A 15,198-nucleotide genomic window follows, 5' to 3' on the forward strand; every position below is an offset into this window, starting at 1 on the left:
GATCAGGTGAGATCGCGTCCGTGCCGGAGACCGTGGTGGTCAGCCAGTAGGCGCCCTGCATGGGCTGCTTCGCGGCGCTGGCGGCGCTGGCGGCGCTGGCGGCGCTGGCGGCGGCGAGCAGCATCCGGCGCGCCGATGGCTGCGTGCCAGGCGAGGGCGAGGCCGCCGCCGGATTCGCCCGTTGGACCTCCGGCGTTGTCAGCATCGTGACGACCAGGACCGTGGCGGCCAAACTCGCCGCCGCGGCCACCCAGGGGGCAGGACCTCGCCACCTCCTGCCGTGTGCTCTGGCGCCCTGCGCCGGCGGCTGAGACATCAGTGCCTGGGCTCCGGGCCCTGACACCTGCCCCGCCGGCTCGCTGTTCAGGTCGTCGTCGTGCACTCGGGCGAGGTCGTCGAGGTCCACAGCGTACTCCTCTCGAAGAGCGGAAGGTCGATTCCGGCGTCGGCCAAGGCCCGCGTGAACCGTTTGCGGGCACGGTACATTCGCACGCGGACGGCGTTGCGGGTGATGCCGAGCGTGCGGCGGTCACACGTCAGAGTCAAGGGCGCTCAGCCGCGATAAGAGCCCGTCATCGTGGCATAGACGATGACGTTGTCGGTGTAGTGCCCCACTGTGCGGTCGTAGTCTCCACCGCAGGTGATCAAATGGAGCTGTGCGTTGTCCCTGGGCCCGTACACCCTCTGGGTCGGGAACGTCTTCTTGGCCGCCTGCTCCACGCCGCCGACGGTGAACACCGCGGTCGTCCTGTCCTGGCGCTTGACCTCGATGGTGTCGCCGTTCTTAATCTCCGACAGCCTGGCGAACACGGCGTCGCGGGTCCGCGTGTCCTTGTGCCCGAGCAACACGGCCGGACCCGCCTCGCCGGGGGTGGACATGTTCCGGTACCAGCCGACGAGGTTGACGTTGTTCGCCGGAGGCACCTCGATCGTGCCGTCCTTGGCCAGGCCCACGGACTTGATCGGCGCCTTGATGCCCAGACTTCTGATCACGATCTTGATCGGGGTCGACGGCAGCATGGCAGGTGCCGGAGTGGTCCGCGGCAAGGGCGGCGGCGCATCCGCCCGTGCCTGGAAGAGTTCCCGCTTCTCCTGGCCGCCCGGCTGCGGTTGCAGGGTCAGGGCGTCCCTGTTGCCGTGCAGGCCGTACTCCCCGGGCGACCTCAGCACGATCAGTACGCCCGCCGCGACCGCCACCGCGCCCGCGACGGCGGTCAGGGCCAGAACGATCTTCAGATTGTCGCCGCCTCCGCGCCTGGGGGGCGAAGGCGGAACGGGGATGCCATCGCCCGGGTGATGACTCGCCATGTCGTCTCAGCTCTTCAAGGAACGGCGCCGTATCATCAGCCCGCCGATCGTGGCGGCGACGACCAAGCCGATGCCGGTCAGGATGAACAACCGCCCGTCAGGTCCCATGGTGCCCCCGGCACCGGTGTCGGCACCCGCTCTGGGCGTCCGGGACTTCCTCGTCGGGGGATCGTCCTCGGCCGGCGGCTTGACGGTCACCGTGGCGGTGTGGGTCGTGGTGGTGGTGTGGCTGGGTGTGGGTTCGGAGTCGCGCGAGGCCTCGGCCACCGTGAACGTATACGCCTTCAGGCCACTGGCCGGCGCGGTGCATTTGATCACGGGTGACGTCGAGGTGGTGCCGATGGCGAGGTCGCCCGCCGTCAGGGACACGGTTCCTGCCGTGGTCGGCTTGACCTTGATGCTGATGCTGGGCAGCGTCGTGACGTCCGAGCCCGCCGTCACGCTGAGGGCGGCCTCACCGGTCGCGGTGGCGGGGGCGCCCGCGCCGGTCGCTTTGATGGTGGCGAAGAGCTTGGCGCCGGTGAGGTCGGCGCCGGTGGGGGTTTCGAGCGGGTCGCCGCCGCTCTGAATGGTGCCGGCCCAGGTGATCGGGGCGTCTTCGCCGGCCTTGGCGCCGGAGGGAGCGGTCATGACGACCTTGATGTCCACTTCGGCGCGGTAGCCGGTAACGCTGGAAGCGGTGCAGTCGTAGGTGACGACGTCGTCGGCAGTGCCGCCGCCACTCGTGCCGATCGGCACGTCCACGACGTCCGTGGATGTCGTGGTGCAGGTTGTGGCGGTGGTGGCGGCGCTGGTCAGGGCAAGCTTCAGCTCGCCGGGCTTGATGGTGACCTTGGTCGTGGCGCCGGTGGCCGCCGTGACCTGGTAGGTGACCGTTCCGGCGGGTACGGCGGTCTGGCCGGCCGTGACCGTCGCTCCCGTCTTCGCCGAGGTGTCCGAGCTGGTGCCGCCTGTCGGCGTAAGTGCCAGGCTCGCCTGCACCGTGGTGGCGGTGGCCGGGGCGGTGGCCAGCGTCAGTGCGGGGATGTTCACTGTCAGGCTGAAGGTCTGGCCCGCCGTCACCGAGTCGGGCGCGCTGAGCCCCACCGTGATCGAGGTGTTCGTGAACGGCTGGCCACTACAGGTGTAGGTGAACTGCTTCGTCGTCGCCGCCGAGCCCGATGCCGGCATCGCCGCCACGAAGAAGGAGCAGATGAGGATGATGAGCGTTCCCGTCAATCCTGACGCAAATGCCGTCCGGGAAAGGCGGCACCTCCCCTGGGACATGAGTACGAGCCCTTCTCCGTGATCCGGACCGTACCGATCCGACGGTCACACGCCTGGGCTCCTACGCTGACCACCCAGCGGCCACAGCCCCGGCCCCCGATTTTCGCTCACCGGCCACAGCACCGGACAGAATCACCTCTGCCAATACGCGCGTCTTTCCTGCCGCCCCTCGGCAAGATCCCGGAACGGCCCCTGCGATGGATCACGAGGCTCCGGGCCGTCCCCAGCAGTGCCGCTCGACCGGCAGGCCGGGCAGACCGGCGTCGGGCGATGAGCGGCCAGCCGCGCGTCCTCAGGTGGCGCGAGGCCCCGCGCACCGAACATCGATCTACGTGCGGAGCGAGTCGGGAAACGGGCCATCGCGCAACCAATTGTTGCGTTAGTCGGCTGACATCGGCTAACATCATGCGCAACCAAAGGTTGCGAAAGGTGTCCTTCATGGAATTCGGAACGATCGAGCGCAAAATTCACATCGAGGCCTCAGCCGAGGTCGTGTTCGACGTGGTGAGCAGTCCGGAGCATCTGCGCGAGTGGTGGCCGGACGAGGCGGAGTTTCCTGCCGCGCCCGGGGGAGAGGGGCGGATTGGCTTCGGGAATCCTTCGCGGGAAGGTACGTGGGTGCGGTTCGAGGTCGTGGACGCCGTGCCGCCGCGACGGTTCTCCTTCCGATGGACACATGAGGAGGGGCAGTCCGCCGCCCCGGGCAACTCCAACCTGGTCGTCTTCGAGATCGAGCCCGCCGGAACGGGAACGATCTTGCGAATGACCGAGAGCGGCTTCCGCGAGCGGGGCTGGGACGAGGCGAAGATCGCCGCCGAGTACGCCGAGCACGCCACCGGCTGGGACTACTATCTGCCTCGGTTGCCTGACTATGCCGCGAAGGTCGCCGCAGGCGCGTCGGCATGACGGTGGACGACGACCTGTGGTCGGCGGTCGGCGACCCGATCCGGCGCCGCATGCTCGACCTGCTGCTGATCGAAGGCGGCGGGACGGCGACCAGCCTGAGCGAGCGCCTGCCGGTGACGCGTCAAGCGGTGACGAAGCACCTCGTCGTTCTTGACCGGATCGGTCTGGTGCACTCCACCACCGCCGGCCGCGAGAAGCAGTTCCGCGTGGATGAGGCCCAGCTCGCCCGCGCCGTCGCCCAGTTCACCGAAGTCGGCGCCGCATGGGGCTCCCGGCTGCGGCGCATCAAGCGCATCGCCGAGACGATCCAGCGAGACCAGGACGCGAACGACGACATCAGGAAGAAGCAGTAGAAAGGAACACGGAAATGGCAGACATCCTTCACCGCATCGGCGTCGAGCAGTCCTCGCCGGAGCAGGTGTACAACGCGCTCACCACGCTGGACGGCCTGTCCGGCTGGTGGACCGAGAAGACGTCGGGGGAGACGGGCCTCGGCGGGGTGATCGAGTTCCGGTTCGGGGCGGGCGGGTTCGACATGAAGGTCGCCGGGCTCGACCCGGGCCGGCTCGTCCGCTGGGAGGTCGTGGGTGGTCCTCTGGAGTGGATCGGCACCAGCGTGCAGTGGGACCTGCGCCAGGACGGCGATCACACGATCCTGCTGTTCAAGCACGAGGGCTGGCGTGAGCCGGTGGAGTTCATGCACCACTGCAGCACCAAGTGGGGTACCTACCTGATGAGCCTCAAGCAGCTCATCGAGACCGGGCAAGGCGCCCCTGACCCGCGCGATGTGAAGATCAGCGACTGGGACTGATCACTCCAGCCGACACCGGATACGGTCGGATCGCGCAGCGACTGGCGGGACCGGGGCGCGCTGTTGCCGTCGACGAACCAGTCGTAGCGCCCCTGCGGATACTCCGACAGCAGCCAGTCGACCAGATCGGCGACGTAGCCGTCACCCGCCTTGAGCAGGTGGAGTGGGGGTGCGTAAAAGCAGCCGCCCAGCAGCAGCACGCCGGAGTTCGGGACGGCCACGACGGTTGAGTCCTCAGCGTGCAGCCCCCCGACGTGCCGTACCTCGATGCCACCCGACAGGGTGAGCCCCTCGTCGAACTCGGTGTGCGGCGGCATCATCGGGAAGCCCTCCCAGGAGGGCATCGCCCAGGCACGCGCCCGGAAGCTGGGACCGAGCATGGGGTCGGCCGCGGCCTCGGCACGCAGGTAGTGGTGGCTCCAGGGGCGCTGGGCCTTCGCTTCCAGGAGACGCGTGCCGGCGCGGTGGCCGATGATCTCCGCCTCCGGCCAGGCACACGCGCCCCAGACATGGTCCCAGTGGTGGTGGGTGTAGATCAGGCGCAGGGCGGCGGGGAGCCCGGCCGCAGTGATGGGCGTGCTCGGGTGTCGAGCGCAACAGCCCGCGACGGCCACGTTGCCGCTGCCCTAAACGCAGGCCTGTACGATCCGGGCCTGTATCGCCCGCGATGGCGCGGTCGAGCGACGTCGCGCCCGGCTCGCCAACCTTCGCCCCTCATCCTCCCCTGCCATTGGATCGAACCTGCTGTCCCTCGCGCTGCGTCCCTCCTCAGTGAGGAGACGTGGCCGGGCAAGCGGTGGTGAGGTGGAGCCGGATACCAGGTCCAACCGGAACCGCCGTAGAGCTTGACATGGGGCCAGAACAGAGGCTTAGCCTGCGGCGTCTTCGGAGCGAGCTGCACATACGGCCACGCACGCCGACAGGCGGCCACCCTCATGGTTCTTCTAGGGTTCGGGCATCAAGAGTTGGTCAGGAAGGTGGTGCTTAACTCGTTCACCAGGGTGGGCCGCAGCGATCGCCGGCCGTGGTCCAGGTTGGCGAGTCCGGCTTTGATGTCGACCTCGATGAAGCGAGGACGGGGGATGTTCTCGCGGTGGCCAGGAGCGATGAACGACAGCAGTTCGTCGGGACCCTCGCGGCCCTGAGCGCGGAGCTCTTTGATCGTCATGCCGTAAGACTCGGTTGCGCAGGTGATTACCGCGTTCCTCAAGGTCGTGAGGCGCCCCCCAGTTCAGACGCCTTCCACCGTGCGCGACTCGGGCTGTTGGTAAGGCTGGCCCCATCAGCCGCCATCTGTGACATTCCCGCAGGTGGCGGGGAGCGTGAGAGATTGGTTACACGGGGAACTGGTCGATGACGCCGTCGTAGGTTGCTTGAGCGGGTCCGAGCGCGATCTTGGAGTAGATCTCCAGCGAGGTGCGGCTGGCGTGGCCGGAGTAGGGCTGGATGAGGGCGTCGTCGATGCCTTGGGACTTGAGCCAGGTGAACAGGAAGTGCCATAGGCGGTGGGGTGGCATGTTGTGCTGCAGCCCGGCTTTGGCGGCGTAGCGGGCGAGCATGGCGCGTGCGTTGCGGGTGGAGTACGGCTTCTTCCACGATGATTCGAACAGGAAGGCCGCGCCTTTCTGGCGGGCGGCGGCGATGTGCAGGGCGAGGGCCTCTTTGATGGGCAGGGGTCCGGGCAGGGTGATCGCCGCTGGTGGTGGCGGGCAGTCCAGGGTTTCGGCTCATATGTTCGGCGCTGACTCGATCCGAGATCATGCGCTTGGTCCCTCGTCGTCGGCCGTGGGCGTGGCGGGAGCGGTCAGATCAAGGCGCCGGTCAGGCCGGAGCTGGACGGTGCCGTACGGGGTCATGTTGGTGGTGATCAGCGGGGTGAGGCCGCGCCGATCGACGTCGGTGAGCACCTCGGCCCACTCGGGTTCGGCGAGGGTGTCTTGGATCATCAGGGTGTCGATGTAGGCGAGGCTGCTCTGCAAGATCATCAGGCAGAGCATGCCGAGTTCCTGCTCCTCGCGCCGGTTGGAGGCCAGTTCGCCGCGCTTGCCGAAGCGGATGTAGTCGTTGACCCCGTTGTAGTTCTCCACCACGTTCAGCCCGGACTCGGTCTCGTGTTGAAGATCGCGATCGCGGAGCCAGCGAGCCAGGAAATGGTGCGCTGGGCGCGCCCGACCTCCAGCATCGCGGCGTAGGCGGGGTGGGTGGTCTGGCCGGTGAAGCGGCGCAGGAGGGCTTCGGTGGCGGCGGTGCCGGTCCGGATCGCGGTCGCTACTTGATCATCAGATCGTAGTTGTTCTCGATGATGTCGGGACGGATCGGACGAGTCAGTGCCGGGCCGAGCAGTGGGTAGGCGAAGCGGTCGCTCTTGCCGGGCAGGTACAGCTTCATCGTGTTGATCTGCTTGAAGCGGGCGATCAGGTCGAAGTTCAGCAGCCTGGTGATGCCGAAACCGATGAAGCTGGCACCGTGCGAGTCCACATAGTTGACCCGGGCCACCTCGCGGGCGCCAGCGACCGATAAGCACCATGCGGCGGCGTAGCGCAGGTCGTCTTCGGAGTAGGGGTGCTCGCCGGCGGCCACTGACCGGATGCCGGCTCCGGTGCCGTAGGCGTAAATGACCAGCAGCATGCGCTCCAGCACTTCCTGGGGGTCCAGGTCGATACGGACGCCGGCAGAGGTGAGCGGGTCGAGGCAGCCGGTGCGCAGCGCGGTCTCGGTGAACATGTCCAGCAGCGGGACCACGCCCCACCGGGCCCGGATGGCGGCCTTGAGTTTGCGCAGGTTGCGCGGTTCGGGCAGCGGCTCCAGCGGGGTGAGCTGGATGGCGCCGCCCTTCTTGCGCTCGGCGATCTGCTGCCAATCCAGGCCCGGCAGGGCGTCGTGGAGCGCGGACAGTTCGGCGTCCATCTCCTCGATCAGGTCGGCGGTGAACCGCTGGGCGTCCATCAGCTCGGCCAGTTCGGCGGGCACGATGCGCATCAACCAACCCGAAGAAGACCAGAACAGCGCATCCACGCCCGCACAAGAGGTCGCCTAGCGATCACCTCGGCAGGCTCCCTGTCGCACTTGACTTGACACCTACCGGGGTGCGGCCACCCTTGAAAAGGCCGCTTACCACATGATTCCCGCCGTTTTGGTGGTCGGCGTGCTCGAGTTCGGTCCAGCACCCTTCGCGTGACCTGCTGTCCGCTCCTGCGAGCAGCAGCCACAATTCCGCGTGCGGCCTCGCCATGAGGCCGACCTTGTCCCACGTGACAACCCTATGCGGGAGTTTCGGCGGTCCCCGCCTGTAGGTAGGTTCGATCGAGTGAGCGTATTCAATGACATATGTGACTATGTGGCCATCCCCCGGGTTCTCTCGCTGAAGCTCTCCCCCGACGGCTCCAGGTTGATCTCCACAGTCCAGTCACTCAACCCCGACGGCAAGTCTTACGGCACCGCGCTCTGGGCGATTCCGGTCGACGGCCAGCCCTACCGGCTGACCCGCTCGGCCAAGGGCGAGTCGGCCGCGGTCTTCACGGCCGCGGGCGACGTGCTGTTCACCTCCGCCCGCTCCGACCCCACCGTCAAGGACTCCTCTGACGAGGTGCCCGCGCTCTGGTTGCTGCCCCGCGCGGGCGGTGAGGCCCGCCAGGTGGCCACCCGCCCCGGCGGCATCGGCGCGGTACGAACGGCCGCCGACGTCGTGGTGTTCTCCGCCGACGTGCTCGACGGCGAGGAGGCGGCCGAGGAGGCCAGGCGCAAGGCCCGCAAGGACGCCGGGATCAGCGCCATCCTGCACGAGGGCTACCCAATCCGCTTCTGGGACCACGACCTCGGCCCGGGCCGCACCAGGCTGTTCACCGCCAGGCTCGGCGGCGAGCGCCTGGAGGACGTGCGCGACCTGACCCCCGACGCGGGCGACGCGCTGCGCGAGGGCGGGTTCGAGCTGACGCCCGACGGCACCACCGTGATCTCCACCTGGCGCAACTATTTGCCGAAGGGCGATTGGCGCACCGACCTGGTGGCCATCGACGTGGCCACCGGGGAGCGGCGCGTGCTGCTCAGCGACGACGCGCACGACTTCACCGGCCCGCTGGCCGTCTCCCCTGACGGCACTAGGGTCGCCTGCTCCCGCGACCGGCTCACCGGTTTGAACGTCTCGGCCCGCAGCGAGCTGTGGATCGCCGACCTCGCCACCGGGCAGGGCCGCGGCTACGCTCCCGGCCTGTTCCCCTCGGACGTCGAGTGGTCGCCGGACTCCTCGGCCGTCTACCTCGCCACCGACTTCCGGGGCCGCCGCCCGGTCTTCCGTGTGCCGCTTGACGAGCGCAGGAGCTCGCGACGAGAGAACGAGGGACGAGCCAAAGAGGAGCGAAGCGGAGGCGGCCATGAGCACGGTGAAGCGGCCAGGCTCACCCTGGACGACTGCGCCTACCTCGGCCTCAACCCATCCCCCGACGGTCGGTTCGTCTATGCCCTGCGCAGCGCCGTCAACCTCGCGCCCGCCCCGGCCAGGATCGACGCCGCCACCGGCGAGATCATCGACCTGCCCACGCCCGCGCCGCCCCCCGAGGTGCCCGGCACGCTGACCGAGATCTCCGCCACAGCCGACGACGGCGCCACCATTCGCGGCTGGCTCGCGCTGCCCGAGGGCGCCTCCGCCGCCGACCCCGCGCCGTTCCTGCTGTTCATCCACGGTGGCCCGGTCGCCTCCTGGAACGACTGGCAGTGGCGCAGGCAGTGGTGGATCATGGTCGAGCACGGGTACGCCGTGCTCCTGCCCGACCCGTGCCTGTCCACCGGCTACGGCCAGGAGATGATCGACCGCGGCTGGGGCAACTGGGGCCCGCGCACCCAGGCCGATCTCGACGCGATCGTGGACGTGGCCCTGGCCAGGGACGACATCGACAGCGAGCGCGTCGCCGCGGTAGGCGGCTCGTTCGGCGGCTACATGGCCAACTGGCTCGCCGGCCACAGCGACCGCTACCGGGCCATCGTCACCCACGCCTCGCTGTGGAACCTCGACCAGTTCGCCGGCACGACCGACGCCTCCATGTACTGGCAGCGCGTGTTCGGCGAGCCCGGCTCCGAGCGCTATCAGCTCCTGTCGCCGCACCACTCCCTCGCTGACATCAAAACCCCGGTGCTCGTCATCCACGGTGACAAGGACTACCGGGTGCCGATCGGCGAAGCGCTGCGCCTGTGGTGGGACCTGCGTCGTACCGAGGTCGACTCGAAGTTCCTGTACTTCCCCGACGAGAACCACTGGATCCTCAAGCCTGGCAACATCGTCGCCTGGTACGAGACCGTGCTGGCCTTCCTCGCCCAGCACGTGCTCGGCCAGGAGTGGAAGCGCCCGGACTCGGTGGCCTGATGACGAACTTCTTGAGGCGCACCGAGGACATCGCCCGCGAGGCGAGGCGAGGCGGGGATCGGGAGAGTGAGGAGCTGCCCTGCCGTAGACGAGCCCGTAGGCGGTCTGTGCCGCCGAGGACGCGTACGTCCGGCGGAGGGTGCGGGTGGCGAGGCCGTGCGGCGCGTGGATGAGCATCATCGATTCGTACGAGTGGACCGGAACGCCGCCGTCCAAGTACGGGTCATGAGGTCTTTAGGCCCTCAAGGGGGCAGTGAGGCCACAGAGACCTTAGCGGTCCCAAGGCATACCTTTACTGGTTTGCTGTAGGCTCGGCCGATGCGTCAAGCTCTACGGCAGTTGGCAGGCCGCGTCTGGTGGTATCCACACGACGAGGATCCCGACAATATCCAGGGCGGCGTCGCGGTCATCTCCGATCCCGCGGGCAGCGTCGTGGTCGACGCCGGCAACAGCCCGTCCACCGCGCGCCGGATCCAGGCGGCCATCGAGGCCGCCGGGCTCCCCGCCGCCAGGCGCCTGATCTACACCCACCACCACTGGGACCACGTCTGGGGCGCGTGCGCCTGGCCGGAGGTCGAGATCATCGGCCACCGCGCCGGCGCGCGCATCCTGGAAGTCGAGGCCCAGCGGTCCTGGAGTCACCACTACCTGCGCGCCGAGGTCGAGGCCAACCCCAGGCTCGGACCCAGCTTCCGGGGACGCGCGTGGGCGATGCCCTCCTGGGAGGGCTTCACGGTGGTGCCGCCGCACACCGAGTTCGACGACGACCTCACCCTGCCAGGTGGCGTCGAAGTGCGGCACGTCGGCGGGCAGCACGCGGAGGACTCGACCGTCGTGGCCGTCCCGGACGCCGGCGTGCTGCTACTGGGCGACTGCTTCTACTCACCTCCGCTCCACCTGCGCCAGGCGGGCGACGGCTACGCCGCCGACCTGGTCGACCGGCTGATGTCGGAGTATCCGGAGGGGCGCTACGACTGGTTCGTCGACAGCCACAGCCCGCCACGGTCCCGGCAGTCCCTGCGGGACCTGATCGTTTCCGGCTGAGACAACCGGCCGAAGCCATCGGCCAGGTCGTGGACGCGGCCGCGCTCGGCGTGCGTCGAAGGAACCACGCCTACAACTGCCAAGCCGAACCGTTTAACCGACCGCACCAAGATCCCAAACAATCGTGGTCAAGCAAGCCGGTACGCCTTTGGCCGTAAAGTACCCGATGGCACCGGGCCCTACATGCGGGAATGCCGCAGGTGGCGGCTGGTGGCGCCAACATTACCGACAGGCCGACTCCGCTTGGTGTGTCAGAGCTGTCCGGTACATATCTCCGCATGAAGAATGTGCACGAGGTAGCCGCCGCCCTCCCTCCCCCCGTCGAGATCCTGCGCGACCACTGCCGCGCTCTTGCCAAGGTGGATGCCATACGTATCCCGGAATGGGAGTACCGCGAGTACTCTTTCGACTCCCACTGGACGCCTGGGGAGGAGATGGCCTCGGGGCGCAGCGGTGCGGGCGACGACTATTCCATCGTGTTCTGCCCCGCTGGCGTTTATATCCGCGGTTTTGACCACGAGTCGCCTGTTTCGCCGTTCGCCAGCGATGACCTTCGCCCCTGGCCGGGCGTGGTCGACGACGTTCCCGAGGTGTTGAGACCGCAGGTCGACGAAGTGGCGTTCACACTCGAGGACGTCCCGCTCATCACCTCCTGCCTGTGGCGTATTGCATCGGACGACTGTTGGCGCACTGGACCCGCCACCTACGAGAGAGACGGCTCGGACCATATGTTCGAGCTCCTCATCGATCGTTCACCGGCAGCTTACGTGGCATGGGCGGTCACTGACGAGGAGGAGCCGCCCGTGCCGCTGGAACCGGTCGCGCACATCTTCGCGCTCCGGCCGCTAACAGAAGAGGTGGTCAGAGCGCTTAACCCGGAGACAGGCCTGCGCAACGTCCGTGCTGACCTGCAAGTGATCGGCTATCCGCTCGAGTAACACGAGTGCGGTTTGTTCCGTGGGGGCACACCACGCATGGGGAAGATACAGCCCTGGGATCATCTCCGACAGTCGCCGTGCCATGTACGTGCAATGATCATGGCCTGCATGGTGGTGAGACGCGCTTGCGCCATTGGCGCAAGCCATTTCCCGGTCCGATCGGCGACGAGCTGTGAAACCGTCGGCTCAGCCTACGCAAGTTCGAACCTTGCACCTGCCACACCAGCGAGAAGAGGTCCGTCACCAGCGGAAACGCGGTGACGGGCCTCACGCGAGAACCGAACTACACCACTCCGTGGGACCGTGACCTTCACCGATCCGCGGTTGCGGGAAAGACGTGCACGACCTCCGCCCCCAGCAGGTCGGCCACCGCCCGCAGGTCGGCGAGGCGGTGGCCCGTGCCCAGGGCCCAGTGGTGGGAGATGCCGCTGGCGCTCCACGCGTCCGTCCACTCGCCGGGGTCGCAGCCGAAGTCCACCCGGGACGTGGTGTTGCCGATCTGGAGCAGGGGCCCTTCGACGACCTCGCCCTCGGACACGACGAACCCGTAGCTCCCGTCCCTGGCCTGCCGCAGCCCGAACGCGGTCACCGGCCCGCGCGTGACGTCGAACTCGACCGACACGCCCCACCCGCGTTTGCCGTGGTAGACGCCGAGCCCGCGCAGGAGCGGGCGGCGGGAGCTGATGGCCAGGTGGGCGGGGCCGTCGTGGCCCATCTCCACGTGGCCGCGGGCGAAGTCGAGCGCCTGGAACTCGGTGAAGGAGCCGCCGCCGCCCAGCCGGTCCATGATGAGCATGGCCAGGGACGTACGCAGCTCGTACTCGCCGGCGGCCGGCACCCCGCGCGCCGTGAGGAGGGACGCGCCGAGGATCATGCCCGCCCCGAGCCGCTCGTGGATCTCGCCGTCCAGGCCGCGGTGGTAGTAGGCCAGGCTGTCCAGGGCGAAGTCCTCGACCAGGCGGTCCAGGCCGACCGACACGCGGGCCGCCCAGGCCAGGTCGTCCTCGTTCACCGAGTCGGCCAGCTCGAACACCTCGCGCGCCAGGCCCACCCGGTCGGCGGTCTCGGTGTCGGTGACCTTCTCCGCGCGCACCCGCAGGTCGTCGAACTCCAGCACCTCCACGTGGCCGCCGAAGTTCGCGCTGACCAGCGTCAGGTCGGTGGCCACGTCCAGCATGCCCGGATACAGGTGACCCATGAGCCCGTGCCGCCCGTGCCGCAGCGCGGCCCGTACGCCCGCTGCTCTGACCCAGCGCCCGATCCGCTGCCACGCGCGCTCGTCCTCCAGATGGCCGGAGACCGACCGGAACGGGATGCCGCAGCGGGTGAAGGCGTTGGCCATCTCCGGCAGGGGGCAGGCCCCGCAGTAGGCCAGCCACTGGCCGGTGTCGAAGGTGGCGTGCTCCATCGACTCCGTCGGCTGCAGGTTGATCAGCAGCACGGGCGCGCCGCTGCGCTGCGCGATCGGCACGAGCATGGTGGCCGTCATGTACGTCGTCAGGAAGCCGACGATCAGGTCGCAGCCGGCCGCGCGCAGCTTCTCCGCCGCCGCGGCACCCTCCTCGGCGTCGGAGATGAAACCGGCGTCCACCACCTCCGCGTCGAACTCCCGCATGCGCTCGGAGACGCGCGCGGCCGAGCGCTGGAGCTGGGGGAGGAGGTCGGGGAACTGCGGCCAGTAGGCCCCGAGGCCGCCCGCGACCAGGCCCACCTTGACGCGGCGCGGGGTGATGCGGGGGAAGTCGTTCACGGGTTTCTCCTCATGAGTGTCAGCGCACTTCGACCTCGATGACGCGCGTGTGGTCGTTCGCGCCGTTCGAGGCCAGCGCGACGATGCGGACGGCGTCCGCGGTGAAGGGGCGAAGTCCGAGCGGGCCGCTCGGCAGCTCCGGTGATTTGTGCCGGGGACCCGGACTACGCGGACGGGCGCGCTAGCGCCTGCAGCGCCCGCCGGTTACCCGCTCCACTCGCCCCAGACCTTCAGCCCTGCATGCCACCGCCATCCGGTCCCCGCCGCACAACACCATCTCGGTGTCACCCTCTATCGCGCCAGGATTTCGCCATTTCGATATGGCCACTCATTGTGAGCGGTTTCCTGTCACCACGCAGTTATGAGATGTCCGATGAAAACGGCACTGACGCCTAGATCATCCATCCTTACGTTCAGACGGCACATACCTTGCGCCCCATCCCTCGATTTCAAATACACACCGTGGGCCCGAGCTCAGCGAGGGCGAAAAGCGCCAAGTTCCTGGTAATGCTGCCAAAGGTAACTCGGAGCAAGGCCGGGCATCGGATACGAAGCGTTGACACCGTAGAGACCGCATGCTTTCCGCTGCTCGCAACACAGCCATGGGTCAAATGAAGAGATCCGCCGCCGTCGCCCTGGCGGCAGAACTTACGGTGGGCGGCGGATGTGACCTCGGCTGGTCCGCCGTCGCCGCGCATCCGGCGACCCCTTGCATTAGTGGGCGTTTCATCCTGCCTGGTCCCGGATTCAGGTGCCGCGCCATGTGGGCGTGTTTTCGCCGGTGAGTCGGCGGGCCATGGGGTCGATCATGGCTTCGGAGCGGTCGGGGCGGGTTTCGTAGTCGCGGGTCAGGCGGCGGCGCAGCATGAGCCAGCCGAGGTGCGCTCGGCCACCCTGCGGCGCGGTAGCGGGGTAAAGCCTCTGGTGGCGGGATCGCGGCTGACGACTTCGAGGTCGATTCCGAGGGCGGCGGCGCCCTCGATGACCGTGGTGCGGTAGGCGCTGTCGGCCCAGGCCTTGGTGATCGTGGGCTGGTCAGCGGCGACCTGGGTGAGCAGGGGCAGTCCGGCGGCGCTGTCGGAGATGCCGGCGGCGGTGACCCAGCACCGCCAGGAGCAGGCCGAGGGTGTCGGTGATGATGCTGCGTTTGCGGTCGGCGATCTTCTTGCCGGACCCCCGTCGTAGCGGATGTCTGAGGGAATGAGCCGGACGAGACGCCCTGGCCACCGACACCTCACGGCCGTCCCGGTGGCGTCGCCGAAGTCGCATGCGCACGAATGACGCGTGAGGCTGGAGCGGGATCGCCTGGCTGGCGTGGGATAGCCCACCGCGGCGCGCTGGAGAGGCTTCCCGCCTGCCAGCAAGAGGCGGCTGTTACTGGTAGGCGGTTGCCTGGAGGGTGTACAGGTCGCTGTACAAGCCGCCGCAGGCGATCAGCGTTTCGTGCGTCCCCTGTTCGGTGATCTTGCCGTGGTCCAAGACGTAGATGCGGTCGGCGTAGCGGACGCTGGCCAGCCGGTGGGTGATCAGGACGACGGTGCGGCCGTCGGCATGCGCGCGCAGGCCCTCACGGCATGCTCGGCGCGGGCGTCGAGGGCGGCGGTGGGCTCGTCGCCAATAAGCAGGTCAGCGTCGCGGTGGAAGCCCCGGGCCACAGCGATGCGCTGCCCTTGGCCGCCGGACAGCTCGCAACCGTCCTTGAAGCGGCGATCCAGCAGGGTGCGGTAGCCGTGCGGGAGGCCGGCGATGACCTCGTCGGCTCCGGCGACGGCGGCAGCGGCGTACTGCCATGATCGTCATAGATCGTGGCAGTACGCCG

General features: G+C 68.4%; 13 protein-coding genes and 2 pseudogenes. 6 read left to right on the top strand and 9 right to left on the bottom strand.

Going from position 1 to position 15,198, the window contains the following annotated elements; translation table 11 throughout:
* The 3 genes from B0I32_RS59355 to B0I32_RS53345 all read right to left on the bottom strand — a co-directional run.
* A partial coding sequence (locus tag B0I32_RS59355; protein WP_219912498.1) for a hypothetical protein occupies positions 1–406 on the bottom strand: 406 nt, incomplete at its 3' end.
* A gap of 146 nt (positions 407–552) precedes the next feature.
* Complete coding sequence (locus B0I32_RS53340; protein WP_106252930.1) at positions 553–1,308, bottom strand: class F sortase; 756 nt, start codon at positions 1,306–1,308, stop codon at positions 553–555.
* A 6-nt stretch (positions 1,309–1,314) separates the two neighbouring features.
* Complete coding sequence (locus B0I32_RS53345) at positions 1,315–2,526, bottom strand: hypothetical protein (RefSeq protein WP_106252932.1); 1,212 nt, start codon at positions 2,524–2,526, stop codon at positions 1,315–1,317.
* A 486-nt stretch (positions 2,527–3,012) separates the two neighbouring features.
* Between B0I32_RS53345 and B0I32_RS53350 the strand changes: the two genes are divergently transcribed.
* Genes B0I32_RS53350 through B0I32_RS53360 form a run of 3 tightly spaced genes read left to right on the top strand, consistent with a single transcriptional unit; the run spans position 3,013 to position 4,291 of the window.
* Positions 3,013–3,480 (top strand): SRPBCC domain-containing protein, encoded by a 468-nt coding sequence (locus B0I32_RS53350; protein ID WP_106252980.1) that lies wholly within the window; start codon positions 3,013–3,015, stop codon positions 3,478–3,480.
* A gap of 2 nt (positions 3,481–3,482) precedes the next feature.
* Positions 3,483–3,833 carry an ArsR/SmtB family transcription factor gene (locus B0I32_RS53355; RefSeq protein ID WP_245956697.1) on the top strand — a complete coding sequence of 117 codons (351 nt, stop codon included), beginning with the start codon at positions 3,483–3,485 and terminating at the stop codon, positions 3,831–3,833.
* Positions 3,834–3,847: 14 nt separating this feature from the next.
* Positions 3,848–4,291 (top strand): SRPBCC family protein, encoded by a 444-nt coding sequence (locus B0I32_RS53360; RefSeq protein ID WP_106252935.1) that lies wholly within the window; start codon positions 3,848–3,850, stop codon positions 4,289–4,291.
* On the opposite strand, the gene B0I32_RS53365 is transcribed toward B0I32_RS53360, so the two are convergent.
* The 4 genes and pseudogenes from B0I32_RS53365 to B0I32_RS61950 all read right to left on the bottom strand — a co-directional run.
* Positions 4,207–4,905 carry an MBL fold metallo-hydrolase gene (locus tag B0I32_RS53365; protein WP_106252937.1) on the bottom strand — a complete coding sequence of 233 codons (699 nt, stop codon included), beginning with the start codon at positions 4,903–4,905 and terminating at the stop codon, positions 4,207–4,209. The two genes, B0I32_RS53360 and B0I32_RS53365, sit on opposite strands and share 85 nt — an antisense overlap.
* Before the next feature lie 344 nt (positions 4,906–5,249).
* Entirely contained in the window at positions 5,250–5,459 is a 210-nt protein-coding gene (locus B0I32_RS53370) for a hypothetical protein (RefSeq protein WP_106252939.1), read from the bottom strand.
* Positions 5,460–5,625: 166 nt separating this feature from the next.
* A complete protein-coding gene (locus B0I32_RS53375) occupies positions 5,626–6,009 on the bottom strand; it encodes a tyrosine-type recombinase/integrase (RefSeq protein WP_106252941.1) in 384 nt (127 codons plus the stop codon).
* A 39-nt stretch (positions 6,010–6,048) separates the two neighbouring features.
* Positions 6,049–7,255 (bottom strand): annotated as a pseudogene (locus tag B0I32_RS61950) (Tn3 family transposase); the annotation flags it as partial.
* Between the two features lie 298 nt (positions 7,256–7,553).
* Between B0I32_RS61950 and B0I32_RS53385 the strand changes: the two are divergent.
* From B0I32_RS53385 to B0I32_RS53395, 3 genes are all read left to right on the top strand, one after another.
* Positions 7,554–9,647, top strand: coding sequence for a S9 family peptidase (locus B0I32_RS53385; RefSeq protein WP_106252943.1), 2,094 nt, complete (start codon positions 7,554–7,556; stop codon positions 9,645–9,647).
* A gap of 318 nt (positions 9,648–9,965) precedes the next feature.
* Complete coding sequence (locus B0I32_RS53390; protein ID WP_106252945.1) at positions 9,966–10,691, top strand: MBL fold metallo-hydrolase; 726 nt, start codon at positions 9,966–9,968, stop codon at positions 10,689–10,691.
* 278 nt (positions 10,692–10,969) lie between these two features.
* Positions 10,970–11,629 (top strand): hypothetical protein, encoded by a 660-nt coding sequence (locus B0I32_RS53395; RefSeq protein ID WP_106252982.1) that lies wholly within the window; start codon positions 10,970–10,972, stop codon positions 11,627–11,629.
* A 310-nt stretch (positions 11,630–11,939) separates the two neighbouring features.
* On the opposite strand, the gene B0I32_RS53400 is transcribed toward B0I32_RS53395, so the two are convergent.
* Positions 11,940–13,379 carry an L-fucose/L-arabinose isomerase family protein gene (locus B0I32_RS53400; protein WP_106252947.1) on the bottom strand — a complete coding sequence of 480 codons (1,440 nt, stop codon included), beginning with the start codon at positions 13,377–13,379 and terminating at the stop codon, positions 11,940–11,942.
* Between the two features lie 1,374 nt (positions 13,380–14,753).
* A pseudogene (locus B0I32_RS53405) lies at positions 14,754–15,160 on the bottom strand (ATP-binding cassette domain-containing protein); the annotation flags it as partial.
* Positions 15,161–15,198: the final 38 nt, after the last annotated feature.

Origin of the sequence: Nonomuraea fuscirosea (genome assembly GCF_003001935.1) — a bacterium.
In the GTDB taxonomy this organism is placed as follows: Bacteria; Actinomycetota; Actinomycetes; order Streptosporangiales; family Streptosporangiaceae; genus Nonomuraea; species Nonomuraea fuscirosea.

Coding starts and splice junctions, on each gene's coding strand:
- B0I32_RS53340 (WP_106252930.1), bottom strand. CDS start 1,308: ATGGCGAGTCATCACCCGGGCGATGGCATCCCCGTTCCGCCTTCGCCC.
- B0I32_RS53350 (WP_106252980.1), top strand. CDS start 3,013: ATGGAATTCGGAACGATCGAGCGCAAAATTCACATCGAGGCCTCAGCC.
- B0I32_RS53360 (WP_106252935.1), top strand. CDS start 3,848: ATGGCAGACATCCTTCACCGCATCGGCGTCGAGCAGTCCTCGCCGGAG.
- B0I32_RS53370 (WP_106252939.1), bottom strand. CDS start 5,459: ATGACGATCAAAGAGCTCCGCGCTCAGGGCCGCGAGGGTCCCGACGAA.
- B0I32_RS53385 (WP_106252943.1), top strand. CDS start 7,554: ATGCGGGAGTTTCGGCGGTCCCCGCCTGTAGGTAGGTTCGATCGAGTG.
- B0I32_RS53390 (WP_106252945.1), top strand. CDS start 9,966: ATGCGTCAAGCTCTACGGCAGTTGGCAGGCCGCGTCTGGTGGTATCCA.
- B0I32_RS53395 (WP_106252982.1), top strand. CDS start 10,970: ATGAAGAATGTGCACGAGGTAGCCGCCGCCCTCCCTCCCCCCGTCGAG.